15 protein-coding genes are annotated in these 14,850 nt (G+C 62.9%); 13 read left to right on the plus strand and 2 right to left on the minus strand.

What is annotated here, in order from left to right; translation table 11 throughout:
• Positions 1-24: 24 nt before the first annotated feature.
• Complete coding sequence (locus J8C05_RS07850) at positions 25-399, minus strand: response regulator (protein WP_211421679.1); 375 nt, start codon at positions 397-399, stop codon at positions 25-27.
• Between the two features lie 247 nt (positions 400-646).
• Here J8C05_RS07850 and J8C05_RS07855 point away from each other — a divergent pair, with 247 nt between their 5' ends.
• Positions 647-1,567 carry a LysR family transcriptional regulator gene (locus J8C05_RS07855; protein WP_211421680.1) on the plus strand — a complete coding sequence of 307 codons (921 nt, stop codon included), beginning with the start codon at positions 647-649 and terminating at the stop codon, positions 1,565-1,567.
• Here J8C05_RS07855 and J8C05_RS07860 read toward each other — a convergent pair.
• Positions 1,564-2,262, minus strand: a complete 699-nt coding sequence (locus J8C05_RS07860; RefSeq protein ID WP_211421681.1) for an ABC transporter ATP-binding protein — start codon at positions 2,260-2,262, stop codon at positions 1,564-1,566. The two genes, J8C05_RS07855 and J8C05_RS07860, sit on opposite strands and share 4 nt — an antisense overlap.
• A 251-nt stretch (positions 2,263-2,513) precedes the next feature.
• Here J8C05_RS07860 and J8C05_RS07865 point away from each other — a divergent pair, with 251 nt between their 5' ends.
• The 12 genes from J8C05_RS07865 to J8C05_RS07920 all read left to right on the plus strand — a co-directional run bounded on the left by J8C05_RS07865 (position 2,514) and on the right by J8C05_RS07920 (position 14,850).
• Positions 2,514-3,281 carry an arylesterase gene (locus J8C05_RS07865; RefSeq protein WP_211421682.1) on the plus strand — a complete coding sequence of 256 codons (768 nt, stop codon included), beginning with the start codon at positions 2,514-2,516 and terminating at the stop codon, positions 3,279-3,281.
• Positions 3,282-3,289: 8 nt separating this feature from the next.
• The gene (mnmE, locus tag J8C05_RS07870) at positions 3,290-4,681 is read left to right on the plus strand and encodes a tRNA uridine-5-carboxymethylaminomethyl(34) synthesis GTPase MnmE (protein ID WP_211421683.1); all 1,392 of its coding nucleotides are present in this window, start codon (positions 3,290-3,292) and stop codon (positions 4,679-4,681) included.
• Between the two features lie 93 nt (positions 4,682-4,774).
• Positions 4,775-5,662 carry an ABC transporter permease gene (locus J8C05_RS07875; protein ID WP_211421684.1) on the plus strand — a complete coding sequence of 296 codons (888 nt, stop codon included), beginning with the start codon at positions 4,775-4,777 and terminating at the stop codon, positions 5,660-5,662.
• Positions 5,663-5,689: 27 nt separating this feature from the next.
• Positions 5,690-6,967, plus strand: a complete 1,278-nt coding sequence (locus tag J8C05_RS07880) for an ABC transporter ATP-binding protein (RefSeq protein ID WP_211421685.1) — start codon at positions 5,690-5,692, stop codon at positions 6,965-6,967.
• Entirely contained in the window at positions 6,964-7,137 is a 174-nt protein-coding gene (locus J8C05_RS07885; protein WP_211421686.1) for a hypothetical protein, read from the plus strand. Before J8C05_RS07880 ends, J8C05_RS07885 begins: the two co-directional genes overlap by 4 nt.
• Before the next feature lie 15 nt (positions 7,138-7,152).
• Positions 7,153-8,457, plus strand: a complete 1,305-nt coding sequence (locus tag J8C05_RS07890; RefSeq protein WP_211421687.1) for a glycosyltransferase family 4 protein — start codon at positions 7,153-7,155, stop codon at positions 8,455-8,457.
• A 29-nt stretch (positions 8,458-8,486) separates the two neighbouring features.
• A complete protein-coding gene (locus J8C05_RS07895) occupies positions 8,487-9,227 on the plus strand; it encodes a class I SAM-dependent methyltransferase (protein ID WP_211421688.1) in 741 nt (246 codons plus the stop codon).
• The gene (locus J8C05_RS07900) at positions 9,224-10,366 is read left to right on the plus strand and encodes a glycosyltransferase family 4 protein (RefSeq protein WP_211421689.1); all 1,143 of its coding nucleotides are present in this window, start codon (positions 9,224-9,226) and stop codon (positions 10,364-10,366) included. The genes J8C05_RS07895 and J8C05_RS07900 overlap by 4 nt, the downstream gene beginning before the upstream one ends.
• Positions 10,363-11,382, plus strand: a complete 1,020-nt coding sequence (locus J8C05_RS07905; protein ID WP_211421690.1) for a glycosyltransferase family 2 protein — start codon at positions 10,363-10,365, stop codon at positions 11,380-11,382. Before J8C05_RS07900 ends, J8C05_RS07905 begins: the two co-directional genes overlap by 4 nt.
• Before the next feature lie 8 nt (positions 11,383-11,390).
• On the plus strand, positions 11,391-12,632 hold the full coding sequence (locus J8C05_RS07910) for a glycosyltransferase (RefSeq protein WP_211421691.1): 1,242 nt from the start codon (positions 11,391-11,393) through the stop codon (positions 12,630-12,632).
• On the plus strand, positions 12,550-13,851 hold the full coding sequence (locus tag J8C05_RS07915; protein ID WP_211421692.1) for a glycosyltransferase family 4 protein: 1,302 nt from the start codon (positions 12,550-12,552) through the stop codon (positions 13,849-13,851). Before J8C05_RS07910 ends, J8C05_RS07915 begins: the two co-directional genes overlap by 83 nt.
• 45 nt (positions 13,852-13,896) lie before the next feature.
• Complete coding sequence (locus tag J8C05_RS07920; protein ID WP_211421693.1) at positions 13,897-14,850, plus strand: glycosyltransferase family 2 protein; 954 nt, start codon at positions 13,897-13,899, stop codon at positions 14,848-14,850.

Below are 14,850 nucleotides of genomic sequence, written 5' to 3' on the forward strand. Positions count from 1 at the left end.
TGGTGTCGTGGGAACGGGCTTCGGCTACCGGGCGGCGATGCTCTGGCGGAGCGTGTTCCGTAACTGCCCCAGGTTGAAAGGCTTGGGCATGACCGTCACATTGGGGCGCTCCCGGAGCTGGTTCAGCCGCGCCTCGTCCTGAAGGGCGGTAATGAGAATGATTGGCAGGTCAGGCTGCTCCGCGTGGAGTTGCCCGATGAGTTCTTCACCGTCCATGCGCGGCATGAACAGGTCCGTGACGACACACTGAATGGCGTCGCGGTGCTGGCTGTAGGTCTCAAACGCCTCCACACCATCCTCGGCCGTCAGGACCGTGTACTCCAGACTCAGTACGGAAACCAGCAAGTCGCGGATGTACGACTCATCGTCCACAATCAGAATCGTGTGCGGGGATGTCATGTGATTGGTTGAAAACTCAGGCAAAGTCCAGCAGTCACGCGCCCGATCAACCCGTAACCGGTGCCGGCAACACCCAAGCATGCCGAGCACCACCAACCCTGGTCAAGCCAACCGAAGGGCGCGGGGACGAAACTGCACTTTTTTATCTTTCAGATGAAAAATACTTTCACACACTGCCAGCCTTTGTCCACCCAGGGACAGCACACCCCACAGCAGCCCCGGTGGGTGCGGAAAGGACTTCTGCACCGTGGACCTGTCGCAGCTTGAAGTCTTTGTCGCCGTCGTCGAGGAACGGCACTTTTCACGGGCCGCCGGCAAGCTGGGACGGACGCAGGCGGCCGTCAGCCAAACCATCAAAAAGCTTGAAGGCGACCTTGGCGCGGCGCTGCTTGACCGCAACTCGAAAGGCGTTATTCCCACTGAAGCCGGACGGCTGCTGTACGACTATGCCCGCCGCCTGCTCGATCTGCGCGATGAAACAACCCAGGCGCTGCGGCAACTTGACACCCTCACGGCCGGGCGGCTGGTCATCGGCGCCAACGAGCAGACCGTGACCTACCTTCTGCCCTGGCTGGAGCGTTTCATTCGGATGTATCCGGCGGTGCACGTCGAGGTCAAACGCTGCCGGGCCAGTGATGTACCGGCCGAAGTCCTGCGGCACGGCGTGGAGCTGGGCGTCATCAGCTTCGCGCCCCCGGAAGCCGGACTGCACGCCCTGACCATTGCCACCGACGCCGTGGCACTCGTTACGGCCCCGCACCACCCGCTGGCCGGACGCGCCTCGGTCTCCATCCGGGAGCTTGGACAGGAGACGTTCATTGCGCACAACGTCGTCTCGCGGTATCGGCTTCAGGTCGTCGAAGCCTTTGCCCGCCACCGGACGCCCCTGCGGATTACCGTCGAGCTGCCCTCCATCGAGGCCATCAAGCGCATGATCGAGGCCGGGATTGGCGTCAGCCTGCTGCCCCGCCTGTGCGTGGCGGCTGAAGTAGCGCGGGGACAGTTGGCGGCCGTTCCCGTCCGGGAAATGCGTCTGGCACGCAAGCTGCGCGTCATCCACCGGCAGCCGTCGTCGCTGTCGCGCGCAGCCCAGGCCTTTATCGCTCTCGTCCGCCATCCCGAACCGGAAAACACTTCACCGGAAAGCACCCGGCCGGAAAACACCTAAGTAGAAGGTAACGGCTCGATGGAGAGCTTCGGGTTGTCGAGCACAATGCGGCCGTCGCGCAGCGTGATGGCGCGGTCGGCCGCCCGCGCCAGCTCCTCGTTGTGCGTCACCAGCACGAGCGTCGTTCCGGTGGACTGGTTGAGTTCACGCAGCAGCTCGAAAATGCGCATGCCGTTGGCGTAGTCCAGATTGCCGGTCGGCTCATCGGCCAGCAGAATGGGCGGCTCGTTGGCAAAGGCGCGGGCAATGGCCACCCGTTGCTGCTCGCCGCCGGAAAGCTGCGCCGGGTAGTGATGCCCCCGGGCGCTGAGACCTACGGCCGCAAGCAAGGCTTTGGCGCGCTTTCTGGCGTCCCGTCGCCCGGCAATCTCCATGGGAATCTGGATGTTTTCGAGGGCGGTTGCCGTCGGGATGAGGTGAAACGCCTGAAAGACAAACCCGATGGTGCGGCTCCGAAACGCAGCCAGGGCGTCTTCCCCCAAGCGCGTGATGGAGGTCCCGGCGAGGATGACTTCACCGGTCGTCGGCGTATCCAGCCCGGCCATCAGGCCGAGCAGTGTGGATTTCCCGCTCCCGGAAGGGCCGAGAATGGCGGCAAACTGCCCGGCCGGAATGACGAGATCGAGCGGGTGGAGAATGGTCAGGCGGCTCTGGCCGCTGAGGGCTTGCTTGGAAAGCTGCTTCAGTTCAATCATTCAGAAGTCGGGCCTTACCGCCAGAACTATGCCGCGCGCGACATCCGGCGTTGATTTGGGCTTGCCCGCAACATACCAGTTTTCTGCATCGGCTGCCCGCTCAGTCAGCACCTTCAGTCCGTCACTTCCATGCCCCGGGCGTCAGTAACAGGTTATCCAAAGTGCCGAAAACCAGGCACCAGACAGTGCGTACATGCGCTAATATCGGAAGGCAATCTTTGCAGCCAGCGAACGGAGCCGCGAACGGACGTATGAAGGCACAGTGCAGTCGGGTTGGCAGCTTTGCCCTCAGTCTTCTGGTCATCAGCAGCAGCCTGCTTGCCGGCGGATGCAGTCGTACCGGCACGGAAGCCCCGGAAACCCTGCCTGTCCTCGCGCCAGCGCCCACGGACACCGCACCTACCGCCCGGCCGCGGATCGTTGTCCTCGGCGACAGCCTGACCGCCGGTTTCGGCCTGCCACGCGAAGCCAGCTACCCGGCCGTCCTCCAGAAGAAACTCGATGCCGCCGGACTGAACTACCAGGTCATCAACGCCGGTATTTCCGGCGACACCTCGGCCGGCGGCGTCGAACGGCTCGACTGGTCGCTGGACGGCGACGTGCGCATCGTCATCCTCGCCCTCGGCGCCAATGACGGACTGCGCGGGCTGCCCCTCAACCAGATGGAAGCCAATCTGCGCACCATCATCGAACGCGCCCGTGCACGCGGAGCGCAGGTCATCCTCGCCGGTCTCAAAGCTCCCGCTGAAGCGGGACCCGACTACGGCGCACAGTTTGAAGCCGTCTATCGCAAACTCGCCCAGCAGTACCGGTTGCCCCTCATCCCGTCCCTGCTCGAAGGCGTTGCCGGCCGGGAAGAACTCAATCAGGAAGACGGCATTCACCCCAATGCGCGTGGCGCGGCCATCGTCGCCGACAACGTCTGGAAAGTTCTCGAACCCGTCGCCCGGCAGCAGCTTGCCCAATCGCAGTCCAATCCCGATGCGCCCCCGGCGGCCAAGCCGGCTGGCGCACGATAACCCGGCGGATGCCCACCTACGACTGGCAGGATACCATCGTTGCCATTGCCACCCCGCCCGGCCACGGCGGCATCGGTATTGTCCGCCTCAGCGGCGAACGCGCGCTCGACATCGGCGCCACCCTTTTCCGTGGACGGCGCACACTGGCCAGACACCCCTTTCGCCTGCTGCGCGGCACATTTCTGGACATCACTGCGGACGAAACCATAGACGACGGGCTGGCCGTCTATTTCCCGACTCCACGCTCGTTTACCGGTGAAGATGTCGTGGAGCTGCACGCCCATGGCTCGCCGGTCGTGCTGCGCCGCCTCGTCGCCTGCGCCATGCGGGAGGGCGCGCGGGCGGCGCGTCCCGGCGAGTTCACCCTGCGCGCCGTACGCCACGGCCGCCTCGATCTCGCCCAGGCCGAAGGGCTGCGCGACCTTATCCACGCCCAGACAACCTACCAGGCGCGGCTGGCCGCCCGGCAGATGCGCGGCGCGCTGTCCACCCGGCTGCAACCGCTGAAGGAGCAGCTCCTGACGACGATTGTCCACCTCGAATCGGCTGTGGAGTTTGTCGAAGAACAGCTCGATACGCATTCACGCGCGACACTGGTGGAAGAACTGTCCCGGCTCGAAACCCAGGTGCGCCAGCTCGCCGCAACCTACCGTGCCGGACGCCTCATCCGCGAAGGGCTGGCGCTGGCCATCGTCGGCCGTCCCAACGTCGGCAAATCCAGCCTTTTCAATGCCCTGCTCGACGCCGACCGGGCGATTGTGACTGACATTGCCGGCACAACCCGCGACACCCTGCAGGAAGTCGCCACGATTGGCGAACTGCCTGTCCGGCTCATGGACACCGCCGGCATCCGCGACACCTCAGACATCGTCGAGCGCATGGGTGTTGAGCGCAGTTACCGGGCGCTGGCCGATGCCGACATCGTGCTGTTTGTCGTGGATGCCGCAGCCGGCCCGCACCCGGACGAAACGCAGGTCATCGGGCACCTGCGTCAGCGCCAGGCCATCTGTGTCGTCAACAAGCTGGACCTCGTGCCGTCCGTCGTGCCGTTTGTGCTGTTTCTTCAGGAACACGACCTCACATGTCCGGTCGTCGGCGTTTCGGCGCATACGCGGGCCGGGCTGGCCGAGCTGAAAGCCACCATCCAGCAGGTTGCCGTCGGCGGCAGCTTCGACACGAGCCAGGACTGGCTGGTGACGGACGCCCGGCACGCCACCGCCCTGACGACCGCGGCCGAGGCGCTCGGTTGCGCGCGCGAACTGCTGGCCGAAGGGCATTCGGAAGAAGTGCCACTGGCCGAACTCCACCGCGCCCTGCATGCCCTGGGCGACATCACCGGCGAAACGGGCATTGAAGAGGTGTTCGACCGCATCTTTGCGACCTTCTGCATTGGCAAGTAAGCTGAGACCTACCCACCCGCTGCCTGAACAACCATCCCCCTGACGTTGACGCACGGGCAGCCGTTTGACATAACAATGCCCGACTGACCCTCTATGGAATCCACCGCTCCACTGGACAAAACCGCCAGCCCGGACCTTGCCGCGACGCCCCACGCGCCGGCATCGCCGGTCATCCGCATTGAACCCACCCGGGGCTGGGTGGCCGTCAGGCTGAAGGAACTGTGGGACTACCGCGAACTGCTGTACTTTCTCGTCTGGCGGGATGTCAAAGTGCGCTACAAGCAAACTGTGCTGGGCGCGGCCTGGGCCCTTCTGCAGCCGTTGTTCACGATGCTCGTGTTCAGCATCTTTTTCGGACGGCTGGCCGGCATCCCGTCCGACGGCGTTCCCTACCCGCTTTTCGCCCTGGCGGCGCTGATTCCGTGGACGTTTTTCGCCAACGCGCTGGGGCAGTCCTCCAACAGCCTCGTCAACAGCGCCCACCTCATTGCCAAGGTCTATTTTCCCCGGCTGGTCATTCCGCTGGCCAGTGTGCTGGGCGGACTCGTGGATTTGGCCGTGGCCTGTTCCCTGTTCGTTCCGATGCTGCTCTACTACGGCATAACGCCGGGCTGGGGCCTCCTCTGGCTGCCGGGATTCGTCCTGCTGGCCATTGTGACGGCGCTGGGCGTCGGGCTGTGGGCTTCGGCGCTCAACGTCGAATACCGCGACGTACGGCACATCATCCCCTTCGCCACGCAGCTCTGGATGTTCCTGACGCCGGTGGTCTATCCCGGCAGCCTCGTGCCGGAACGCTGGCGGCTGCTCTACAACCTCAACCCCATGAGTGGCGTCGTGGATGGCTTCCGGTGGGCGTTGCTGGGCGCTGGCGCGCCGCCGGGCCTGCCGCTGCTGGCTTCCGCCCTCGCTTCCCTGACCCTGCTGGTGACGGGGGCGTTCTACTTCCGGCGCATGGAGAAAACCTTTGCCGACCGGGTGTGACGGTTCGTGTGACGGAAAGCCCTGCCGATGAGTGACATTGCCATTCGTGTCCGAGGACTGGGAAAGCAGTACCGCATTGGCGGCGGGAACCGCGGCCCGTACCGCTCGCTGCGCGAATCCATCAGCGATGTCTTCCAGCTCCCGTTCCGCCGTCCGTCGTCCACCGATGAGGAAACATCCTTCTGGGCGCTGAACAATGTGTCGTTTGACATCCGGCGCGGCGAAGCCGTCGGCGTCATCGGGCGCAACGGCGCGGGCAAAAGCACACTGCTCAAAATCCTCTCCCGGATTACCGAACCCACCACCGGGCGCGTGGAACTCCATGGACGGGTCGGCTCCCTGCTGGAAGTCGGCACGGGCTTTCACCCCGAACTCACCGGGCGCGAAAACATCTTTCTCAACGGAGCCATTCTGGGGATGCGCCGGTCGGAAATTGCCCGCAAGTTTGATGAAATCATCGCCTTTGCCGAAATCGAGCGGTTTCTCGACACGCCCGTGCGCTTCTATTCCAGCGGGATGTACATGCGGCTGGCCTTTGCCGTCGCAGCCCATCTGGAGCCGGAAATCCTTATTGTGGATGAAGTTCTGGCCGTAGGCGATTCCGGCTTCCAGAAAAAGTGCCTCGGCAAGATGGAAAACATTGCCCAGCACGGGCGTACGGTGCTGTTTGTCAGCCACAGCATGCAGGCCGTCCGGCGGCTCACCACAAGCTGTCTGGTGCTCTCCGGCGGCGAAGTCGTCTATGACGGCCCCACGGCCGGCGCGATCCGGGAATACGAACGGCTGCAACGCCTGGCTACTGACATGGCCCCGACCTACGTTGCCAATCCGCCGCCGCGCCACAGCCACATCGCACAGGCCAGCGTTGTGACCTCCGGCCCCTGCGGCCAGCACGAATGGGGCCATCCGCTCACCTTCCGCTTTACCCTGCACTTCACCGAATCCAGTCAGCACTTTACCTTCAGCTTTCAGGTGATGGATGAGCAGGAACGCCCGGTTATCCATTGCTACTACATCCACCCGGTGACAAAAGCTGACTGTGATCTGGGGCCAGTGGAACGTGGGACGTACCAGGTTGAATGTCACCTGCCGCATCCACGGCTCTACATGGGGCGCTACACCGTCACGACCTGGCTGACCAACCGGCGCTCCAACCAGCTCATCGAGAAACTTTCCGGGATTCTTGCTTTTGAAGTCACCATGCATGAGCAGCCCCGCGAGGAATACGAGCGGCAGCACGGCGAAGCCGCCTATGTCGAAGACTGGGCGTGGTCGCCGGTTCAGCCGGTTGAGATTGGTGTATGAGTCTCCAGACCAGTCCCCGGACCGTGCCCAGCCCGGTTGTTCCGGGCGCGCTGGCGCACTTCGTGGATGCCCTTGAAGTCCCACGGCTGATTGAACGCTACCGGCAGGATTACGGTCTCGACGTGACCGACGACTTCCACAGGCTGTCGCAGGATTGCCTGGCAGGCTGATGTGGGAAAGCACTCATGACCGCAGAGCGCGTCATTATCTGTACGTTCGATGCACCGGGCTTTACCGGCGGGCCGAACACATGGCTGCGCCGCTGGTATGATGTCGTCACGGCGCACGGCTTCGAGGTTCTGACGCTGGCCTTTGTCCTTGAGCCGGACCGCTACCGCCTTCCTGAAGACTACCCCCTGCTGGCGGCTCTGGCAGACCGGGGGGCCCGTTTCGAGACCTTCCCCTACTGGGAAACCGTCGAGAAAAAAATCCGGTGGCTGCTGTCCCGCATCGAGGCGTTCCGGCCGGCGGTCTTCGTCCCCAACTTCACCATAGCTGGGCTGTACGCCGCCGCATGGACGCGGCCGGCAGGTCTCCCCACGGTGGGCATGCTGCATTCGGACGATGCCTACTACCGGGCGCTGCTTGATGTCTTCGTGGCCGGGCAGCCGCGTTTCCGGGCAACGGATGTGGTGGCGGTGTCGCAGTATCTCACCGAGACGGCTCAGGCGCGGGCAACGCCTGAAACGGCCGTCCACAGCATCCCCTACGGCGTGCCGCTCCCCGCCACCGTGTCGGGCTGGACACAGGGGCCGCTCCGGCTGCTCTACGCCGGCCGCCTTGAAGAGGAACAGAAACGCATTTCCGATGTCACCCGCGCCCTGTGCCGTGCGGCGCAGCTTCCGAACGTCACGGCCACGATTGCCGGCGATGGACAGGCGCGGGCCTCTGTTGAAAGCATCATCAGCCGGGAAGGTCATGGCCGGGTGCAGTATGTGGGACTGGTGGACAATACCCACATTCAGGCGCTGATGGCCGAACACCACGTGTTTGTCCTGCTTTCGGATTACGAAGGGCTGCCCATTGCCCTGATGGAAGCCATGGCGACCGGTCTCGTCCCCATCTGTACGGCGATGCGCAGCGGCATCGGGCAACTCGTTGTGGATGGTGTCACGGGCTGCATCGTGGGTGACCGGGGCGAGGGCTTCGTAGCCGCCGTCAGACAACTGGCCACCCGGCCGGAGGAATGGGCGCGGCTTTCACGTCAGGCCCGGCAGCATATTGTTGCGTCCGGCTATGACTCGGAGACCTGCCTGCGCCAGTGGGTGGAGCTACTCACCCGCCGCAGCCGGGAAGCCACCTACCGGGGGCAACCCCTGCTCCGCCACCAGGGGCGGCGGCTTGGTCTGCCGGCGCCACATCCTGATCTGGAAGAGGATCAGTGGCGGGAGCCGCCGCCGCTGGTGTACTACAGCCGTGTCGCACGGGCAAAACTCCGGGCCGCTGCCCGGCGGCTGCTCCCTGGCAGCCAGCCTTCAGCCCTTCGGTAGGTTTTTGTCACGCCCTGCAAACAGCCACCATGCTCGAACGCAAGCACTACGTTCAACGCCCTGACTATACGCCGGTTTTTCCACGTGAGTCTTTCATCGTGCCACTTCTGCGTCGAGAAGTTGAAGCGGCATTGGAGACTTACCTTCCAGCCGTTCATGGCGGGCGCGCCCTCGATGTCGGCTGTGGGCGGCAGCCATTCCGTGCCTGGCTGGAAGCGCATGGGTTTCACTACGTCGGTCTCGATGTTGAACAGAACCCCGAAGGAACGGTGGATGTGATCTGTGAGATTGACCAGCCCCTGCCGGAGGGCCTGCTGGCCAGTGGACCGTTTGACTTCATCCTCTGCCTCGAAGTGCTCGAACACGTGGCGGACTGGGAAGCGACCTTTGCCAACTTTGCGCGCCTGCTGCGTCCCGGCGCCCGCGCGCTCATCACCTGCCCGCATTTCTACATGCTGCACCTCGAACCCCATGACTTCTGGCGGCCGACGCCCTATGCCTTCCAATACTTTGCCGCCCGGCATGGCTTTGCCGTCAGGTTCCAGAAAACGGCCGGGGATGGATGGGACATTCTGGGCACCCTGCTGATCAGCAGCTATCCGCAGCCGAAGGGACGCTCACTGGTCAATCGCATCATCAACCGCATGTACTGGTCCATCCATCGGCTGCTGCTATGGGGGCTGCTTTCACGCCAGCTTCAAAAACGTGTTGCGTGGTGCAGTGAGTTCACCTTTTACCAGTCCAACGTCGTCGTGCTTGAAAAATCATGAAATGGGCGTTCATCTCGACCATGGAGGGTTGCCCATGGGGTGGGAGTGAAGAACTCTGGAGCCGAGTGGCGAAGCGGTTGCTGGAAGGCGGCGACGAGATTCATGCCAACGTCAGGTTCTGGCCCGAACCGGCCCGGCAGGTGACGGAACTCATTGCGGCCGGCACGCAGGTGACATTCCGGCGGCTTGACCGCCGGAAAAAACTCCAGAGCCTGCTGCACCGGCTGGGCGGCGGCGGTTACGTGCCGCCCGTGCATCTGGCCAGCCGGCGCTGGCTGGAGCGCGTCCACCCCAAAGTGGTCGCGATTTCACAGGGCGCCAATTTTGATGAATGGTCGCTGTTTTTTTCGGAAGAATGCCGCCGGATGGACATCCCCTACGCTCTCATCACGCAGGCCAACAGTCTGCTGTGGATGCCCTCCGATGAGCTGGTTGAACCTGTGGCCCGGATGTTTGTGCAGGCCCGGCGGGCATACTTTGTCTCGGAAGGCAACCGGCTTCTGCTCGAAAAGCAGATCGGACGGTCGCTGCCCAATGCCGAAGTCGTTTTCAATCCCTTCAATGTGTCCTTCGATGCCCGGCCGCCGTGGCCGGAAGAACACAGCCCGCTGCGGCTAGGGTGCGTGGCCCGGATGGAACCCTCGGCCAAGGGGCAGGACGTACTGTTTGAAACGCTGGCGCTTCCCAAGTGGCGCACACGGGATGTCTGCGTCACGCTGGCCGGGACGGGGCCGTGGGAGAAAGGCTTGCGCCGCTATGCCAACTGGCTGGAGTTGACTTCCGTTCACTTTGCCGGCTTTGTTTCAGATATTGAAGCTTTCTGGCGCAACCACCATGCGCTGGTGCTGCCGTCACGCCACGAAGGGCTGCCCCTCGCGCTGGTCGAAGCCCTGCTCTGCGGACGCCCGGCCATCGTGACCGACATCCCCGGCAATACGGAACTGCTCACCGATGGCATCACCGGCTTCATTGCCCGCGCCCCGGATGTGGTTTCCCTTGACGAGGCGCTGGAACGGGCCTACGAGCGCCGGGATGAGCTGCCCCGGATGGGCGCGCGTGCGGCCGAAGCCATCCGGCAACGCATCCCACGCGATCCGGCGCGGGTGATGGCCGACAAGCTTCTGGAAGTGTTCTCATGACGCCCCCGCGTGTTTCCGTCGTGCTTTGCGTCTATAACCAGGCGGACTACCTGCCGGAAGCCATGGGCAGCATTCTGGGGCAGACGCTGACCGACCTCGAACTCATCGTCGTGGATGATGGCTCGACGGACAGCTCACCGGAGGTCATCCACCGCTTCACCGACCCGCGCATCCGCTATGTGCGCAACGAGCGCAACCTGGGGCATGCCGGCTCGCTGAACCGGGGCCGTGCGCTGGCGCGTGGGCGCTACCTGGCCATTATGGACAGCGACGACATCAGCCTGCCGGAACGCCTCGCGCGGCAGGCGGATTTTCTCGACGCCCATCCTGACGTGGCCATGTGCGGAAGCTGGGTGGAGACCTTCGGCGCCCGGACGGAAGTGCGGCGCTTTCCGACTGAACCGGCGGCGCTGGCCGTCCACCTGCTGCTGTCCTGTCCGTTTTCGACGCCAACGGTCATGCTGCGTCAGGCAGCGACCGTGCCGGGGGGATTTGATTTTGACCGTTTTGGGCTGGCTTTCGACTATGCCTGCTGGGTGGATGTGGCCAATCGCGCGCCGGTCGCCAACCTGCCGGAAGTGCTGCTGAAGTACCGCCTGCATGCCGGGCAAACGACGGTGTCACGCCGGGCGGCGCAACTGGCCGGAACGCGCCTCGTCCTGCGCCGGCAACTGGAGGCGCTGCTCGGTGAAGTGAGTGAAGCGGAGCTGGACGCGCTCATGTATGTTTTCGTCAATGAAGTTTCGGACGAGCCGCCAACGGCCGCGATTGGCTGGCTGTTTGCCCGCCTGCGCCGCGCCAACCGGCAACGGCGGCGCTACGATCCGGCGGTGCTCGATGCCCTGCTGGCCGAAAAGTGGGCGCATATCGTCACGGCGCATGAGCCGGCGGTGGGGGCGATGTGGGGGCAGGCTGTACGGTATCCGGCGCTGTGGTCATGGGCGCTGGGGCGGGATGCCATACGGCGGACGCTGCGCCCGTTCAAACCGTGGTTCTGGAAGCAACGCCCGGTATGAGGCCCGGCATGAGGGTTGTCCACATCAACGAATTCGATCAACTGGGTGGGGCCGCGACTGCCATGTGGCGGCTTCACACGGGGTTGCGGCGGCTGGGGGTGGCGTCTTCGATTCTGGCGGCGCGGATTCAGGGTGACGGGACAGACACTTATCCGCTGCCGCGCTGGCGCTGGCGGGACTACCAACTGGCGCGGCTGGGGCGGTGGCTGCGGTTTCCCGATGTGTTCATCACCAGCACGTTCGATCTGGCGCGGGAAAAGGTGTTTCAGGAAGCGGAGGTCGTGCACCTGCACAACCTGCACCATGGGTATTTCAACTATCTGGCGTTGCCGAAACTGTTGCGGGGCAAGCGGGCCTTTCTGACGTTGCACGACATGTGGGCCATTACCGGACACTGTACCTACAGCACCGATTGCACCCGCTGGCAAACCGGCTGCGGCCGGTGCCCGTATCCAAAGGTCTATCCGGCCATGCGGTTCGACACCTCCAGACTGGAATGGCACATGAAACGGCGTGTTCTGACGCCGACACTGGCCGGCGTTTTCGTGCTGAGCCGCTGGATGGAAGCCGTCGTCAAAGCCAGTTTTCTTGGCGGCCTGCCGGTGCACCGGATTCCATCCGGGCTGGATACGGAAGTCTATCGTCCGTATGACAAATCAGCCTGCCGCCAGTTGCTCGGCATACCCGAAGCGCAGTTCGTGCTCATGTTCGCCGCGATGAACGTCACGGACCCGCGCAAGGGAAGTGACCTGCTCATCGCCGCGCTGCGGGCGCTGCCACCTGCCTACCGGCAACGCCTGACGCTTCTGGTGCTTGGGGATACGGTTCCGGAAGGCTGCCGGGAACTCGAAAGCCGGATGCTTCTGGTCGGACGGATTACCCACGACCATCTCAAGGCCCGGGTATATTCCGCAGCCGATGTGTTTGTGAGCCCGGCGCGGGAAGAGGCCTTCGGACTGGTGCTGCAGGAAGCCATGGCCTGTGGTGTCCCCTGCATCAGCTTCGAGGTTGGCGGTATGCCGGACCTGGTGCGTCATGGTAAGACGGGCCTGACCGTTGAGCCGGGATGCGCCGCCAGACTGGCCGCCGCCATAAGGCAGGTCATGGATGCGCCTGACCAGTGTCTTGCCTTGGGGCAGGCCGCGCGGGCGCTGGTGGTGGACGAGTATGACCTTCTCCAACAGGCCCGGCGCTGCCGGGCGGTTTACGAAGGCCAACCCGACCTGCCCGCCGCCCAACTTTCAGACTGACTCAGGCCCGAGCATGAAGATCACGCTGGTGACGCGCGAATTCTTTCCCCTGACCGGTGGCTTGCAGGCGCTGGCCGCACAGCTTGGGCAGGAACTCCAAAAAAAGGGCTGCGACTTTGACATCATCACCCGTTTTACCAACGAGAGAAAAGCCCTCGAAAGACATCTCACAGAGTCGGAAAAAGACCAGGTAACTGAAAGAAAGTCCATCAGAACCCACATCATCGGACACAGTCATTTCTCTTCCCTGTTTTTGCGGCACACCTATGCTTTGCTTTTCAGAAAAACTGCCTACCGCCTTCCAGTATCCATATTCAGCCACACCTACGAAGAGAAAATAGCCAGAGTCATCACCAATACGGATGTCGTTCATTTCCTTGGGCAGGGACTGGAGCTTCTTGGTTTTGCAGCCCTTTCAGCCGCAAGGAAGCTCGGAAAGCCCTTTATCGTCGAACCGTGCGTCCATCCCGGACAGTGGGGGGATCATTTCGTTGACCTGAGATTGTACCGCCAAGCGGATGCCCTGATTGCACATACCCGCTTCGAGAAGCAATTTCTTGAAAGCCACGGCATTGCTTCACAAAAGATACATGTTCTCCACGGATTTGAAGACCGAACTGACGGAGACGGTTCGAGGTTCAGAAAAAAATACAACATCACCGGGAAACTGGTGCTTTTTCTCGGCCGGAGATCACAGGACAAGGGCTATCCCATTGCCGTCAAAGCTTTTCTGGATGCTCTGAAAGACCACCCGGACGCCAGGCTGGTTGTCATCGGGCCGCCGGACGACTACCAAATCCAGGTTCCCTCGCCATACCAGAACTACGTCATTGAACTTGGGCTGGTCGAAGAATGTGAAAAACACGATGCCCTGGCTGCCTGCGATGTACTTTGCGTGCCATCAGCCGGAGAGTCTTTCGGCATGGTCTATATGGAAGCCTGGCGTTATAAAAAACCGGTCATTGCAAGGAAAATCCCTGTTCTGGAAGAGATCAATGGAAATTATCCAGGTGGTATTCTTGTCGAAAATCATCCCGAAGATGAAAAGGTTGCTGAACATGTTTCCAGCGCACTTTCTATGTTGCTTGGGGACATGCAACTCTGTCAAAAGCTGGGAGAAAGAGGATTCCACATTGCCTCCCGCTTCACATGGGAAAACGTGATTGAACGATACATCATGCTTTATCAGCATGCCCTTGAAACTTCCAAAAAGCAGTAACCCCATAAGCCACGGCCAGTCCACAAAACCGGCGAGCAAAAGACTTTGCCTCTGATTTCAGTCATCGTACCGCTTTACAACAAAGCCGACTACATTGGAGAGACCATTCGCAGTGTGCAGGCGCAGAGCGTCGCGGACTGGGAAATGCTCGTCGTGGACAACGGTTCAACCGACGGCGGCGCACATGTGGCCCGCGCCTGCCCGGACCCGCGCGTGCATGTGCTGACCTCCCCCCGCCAAGGACCCGGTGCCGCCCGCAACTACGGCATCCGGTTGGCGCAGGGCGAGTGGATTCAGTTTCTCGATGCCGATGATTGGCTGGCCCCCGACCAGCTCGAACAACAACTCACCGTCGCCGCCCAACACCCGGAAGCCATGATCGTGGCCGGCGGCTGGCAGGAAGTGCGCGAAACAGCGCCGGGCAACATCACCCGACAGCGGCCGGCCGGGCAGGACGAGGGACTGGCAGGGCTGCGGGATGCCGCTTTTGCCTTTCCGCCCTGGGCTGTTCATGCCGCCATTGTCAGACGGGCCATCCTGGCAGAAGCGTACTTGTGGCCGGAGGAACTCGACCGCTTCTCCAACGAGGATGCCGTGTTCTGGTTCCGGCTGGTGATGACCCATCCGACGGCCTTCAGCCCGGCCACGGGCGCTTTTTACCGCATGCAGACCCCGACGGCGCGCAATCAGTTGGATGATCCGGCCAAGCGTCTCCGCGAGTTCGATCTGGCGGCTGAGTACAACCAGCGGTGGCTGACCGAGCGCGGGCAACAACCCACGGCCGGACAGGCCGCCGCCTTGATGCGGTCCTATTCGAGCGTGTATGAAGCCGCTATCCGCGCCAACGACTTAGAAACGGCCCAGGCCGCCCTGGCCCGCGCCGAACAGTGGTTGGCCGCCTACTTTACCGTTGCGCCCCAACCGGACCTGCCCATGCGGTTGCGGCGCTGGCTGGGATTGCCCCGCTTCCTGCGTTACCGGCGGTTCTGGCCCGCATAA

The organism is Chloracidobacterium sp. N (genome assembly GCF_018304765.1).
GTDB classification, from domain to species: Bacteria; Acidobacteriota; Blastocatellia; order Chloracidobacteriales; family Chloracidobacteriaceae; genus Chloracidobacterium; species Chloracidobacterium aggregatum.

What these genes read in the sequence shown, in the direction of transcription:
- J8C05_RS07865 (WP_211421682.1), top strand. Translation starts at nt 2,514, where the DNA reads ATGAAGGCACAGTGCAGTCGGGTTGGCAGCTTTGCCCTCAGTCTTCTG.
- J8C05_RS07895 (WP_211421688.1), top strand. Translation starts at nt 8,487, where the DNA reads ATGCTCGAACGCAAGCACTACGTTCAACGCCCTGACTATACGCCGGTT.
- J8C05_RS07915 (WP_211421692.1), top strand. Translation starts at nt 12,550, where the DNA reads ATGACCTTCTCCAACAGGCCCGGCGCTGCCGGGCGGTTTACGAAGGCC.
- J8C05_RS07905 (WP_211421690.1), top strand. Translation starts at nt 10,363, where the DNA reads ATGACGCCCCCGCGTGTTTCCGTCGTGCTTTGCGTCTATAACCAGGCG.
- J8C05_RS07875 (WP_211421684.1), top strand. Translation starts at nt 4,775, where the DNA reads ATGGAATCCACCGCTCCACTGGACAAAACCGCCAGCCCGGACCTTGCC.
- J8C05_RS07880 (WP_211421685.1), top strand. Translation starts at nt 5,690, where the DNA reads ATGAGTGACATTGCCATTCGTGTCCGAGGACTGGGAAAGCAGTACCGC.
- J8C05_RS07890 (WP_211421687.1), top strand. Translation starts at nt 7,153, where the DNA reads ATGACCGCAGAGCGCGTCATTATCTGTACGTTCGATGCACCGGGCTTT.
- J8C05_RS07885 (WP_211421686.1), top strand. Translation starts at nt 6,964, where the DNA reads ATGAGTCTCCAGACCAGTCCCCGGACCGTGCCCAGCCCGGTTGTTCCG.
- J8C05_RS07850 (WP_211421679.1), bottom strand. Translation starts at nt 399, where the DNA reads ATGACATCCCCGCACACGATTCTGATTGTGGACGATGAGTCGTACATC.
- mnmE (WP_211421683.1), top strand. Translation starts at nt 3,290, where the DNA reads ATGCCCACCTACGACTGGCAGGATACCATCGTTGCCATTGCCACCCCG.
- J8C05_RS07860 (WP_211421681.1), bottom strand. Translation starts at nt 2,262, where the DNA reads ATGATTGAACTGAAGCAGCTTTCCAAGCAAGCCCTCAGCGGCCAGAGC.
- J8C05_RS07910 (WP_211421691.1), top strand. Translation starts at nt 11,391, where the DNA reads ATGAGGGTTGTCCACATCAACGAATTCGATCAACTGGGTGGGGCCGCG.
- J8C05_RS07900 (WP_211421689.1), top strand. Translation starts at nt 9,224, where the DNA reads ATGAAATGGGCGTTCATCTCGACCATGGAGGGTTGCCCATGGGGTGGG.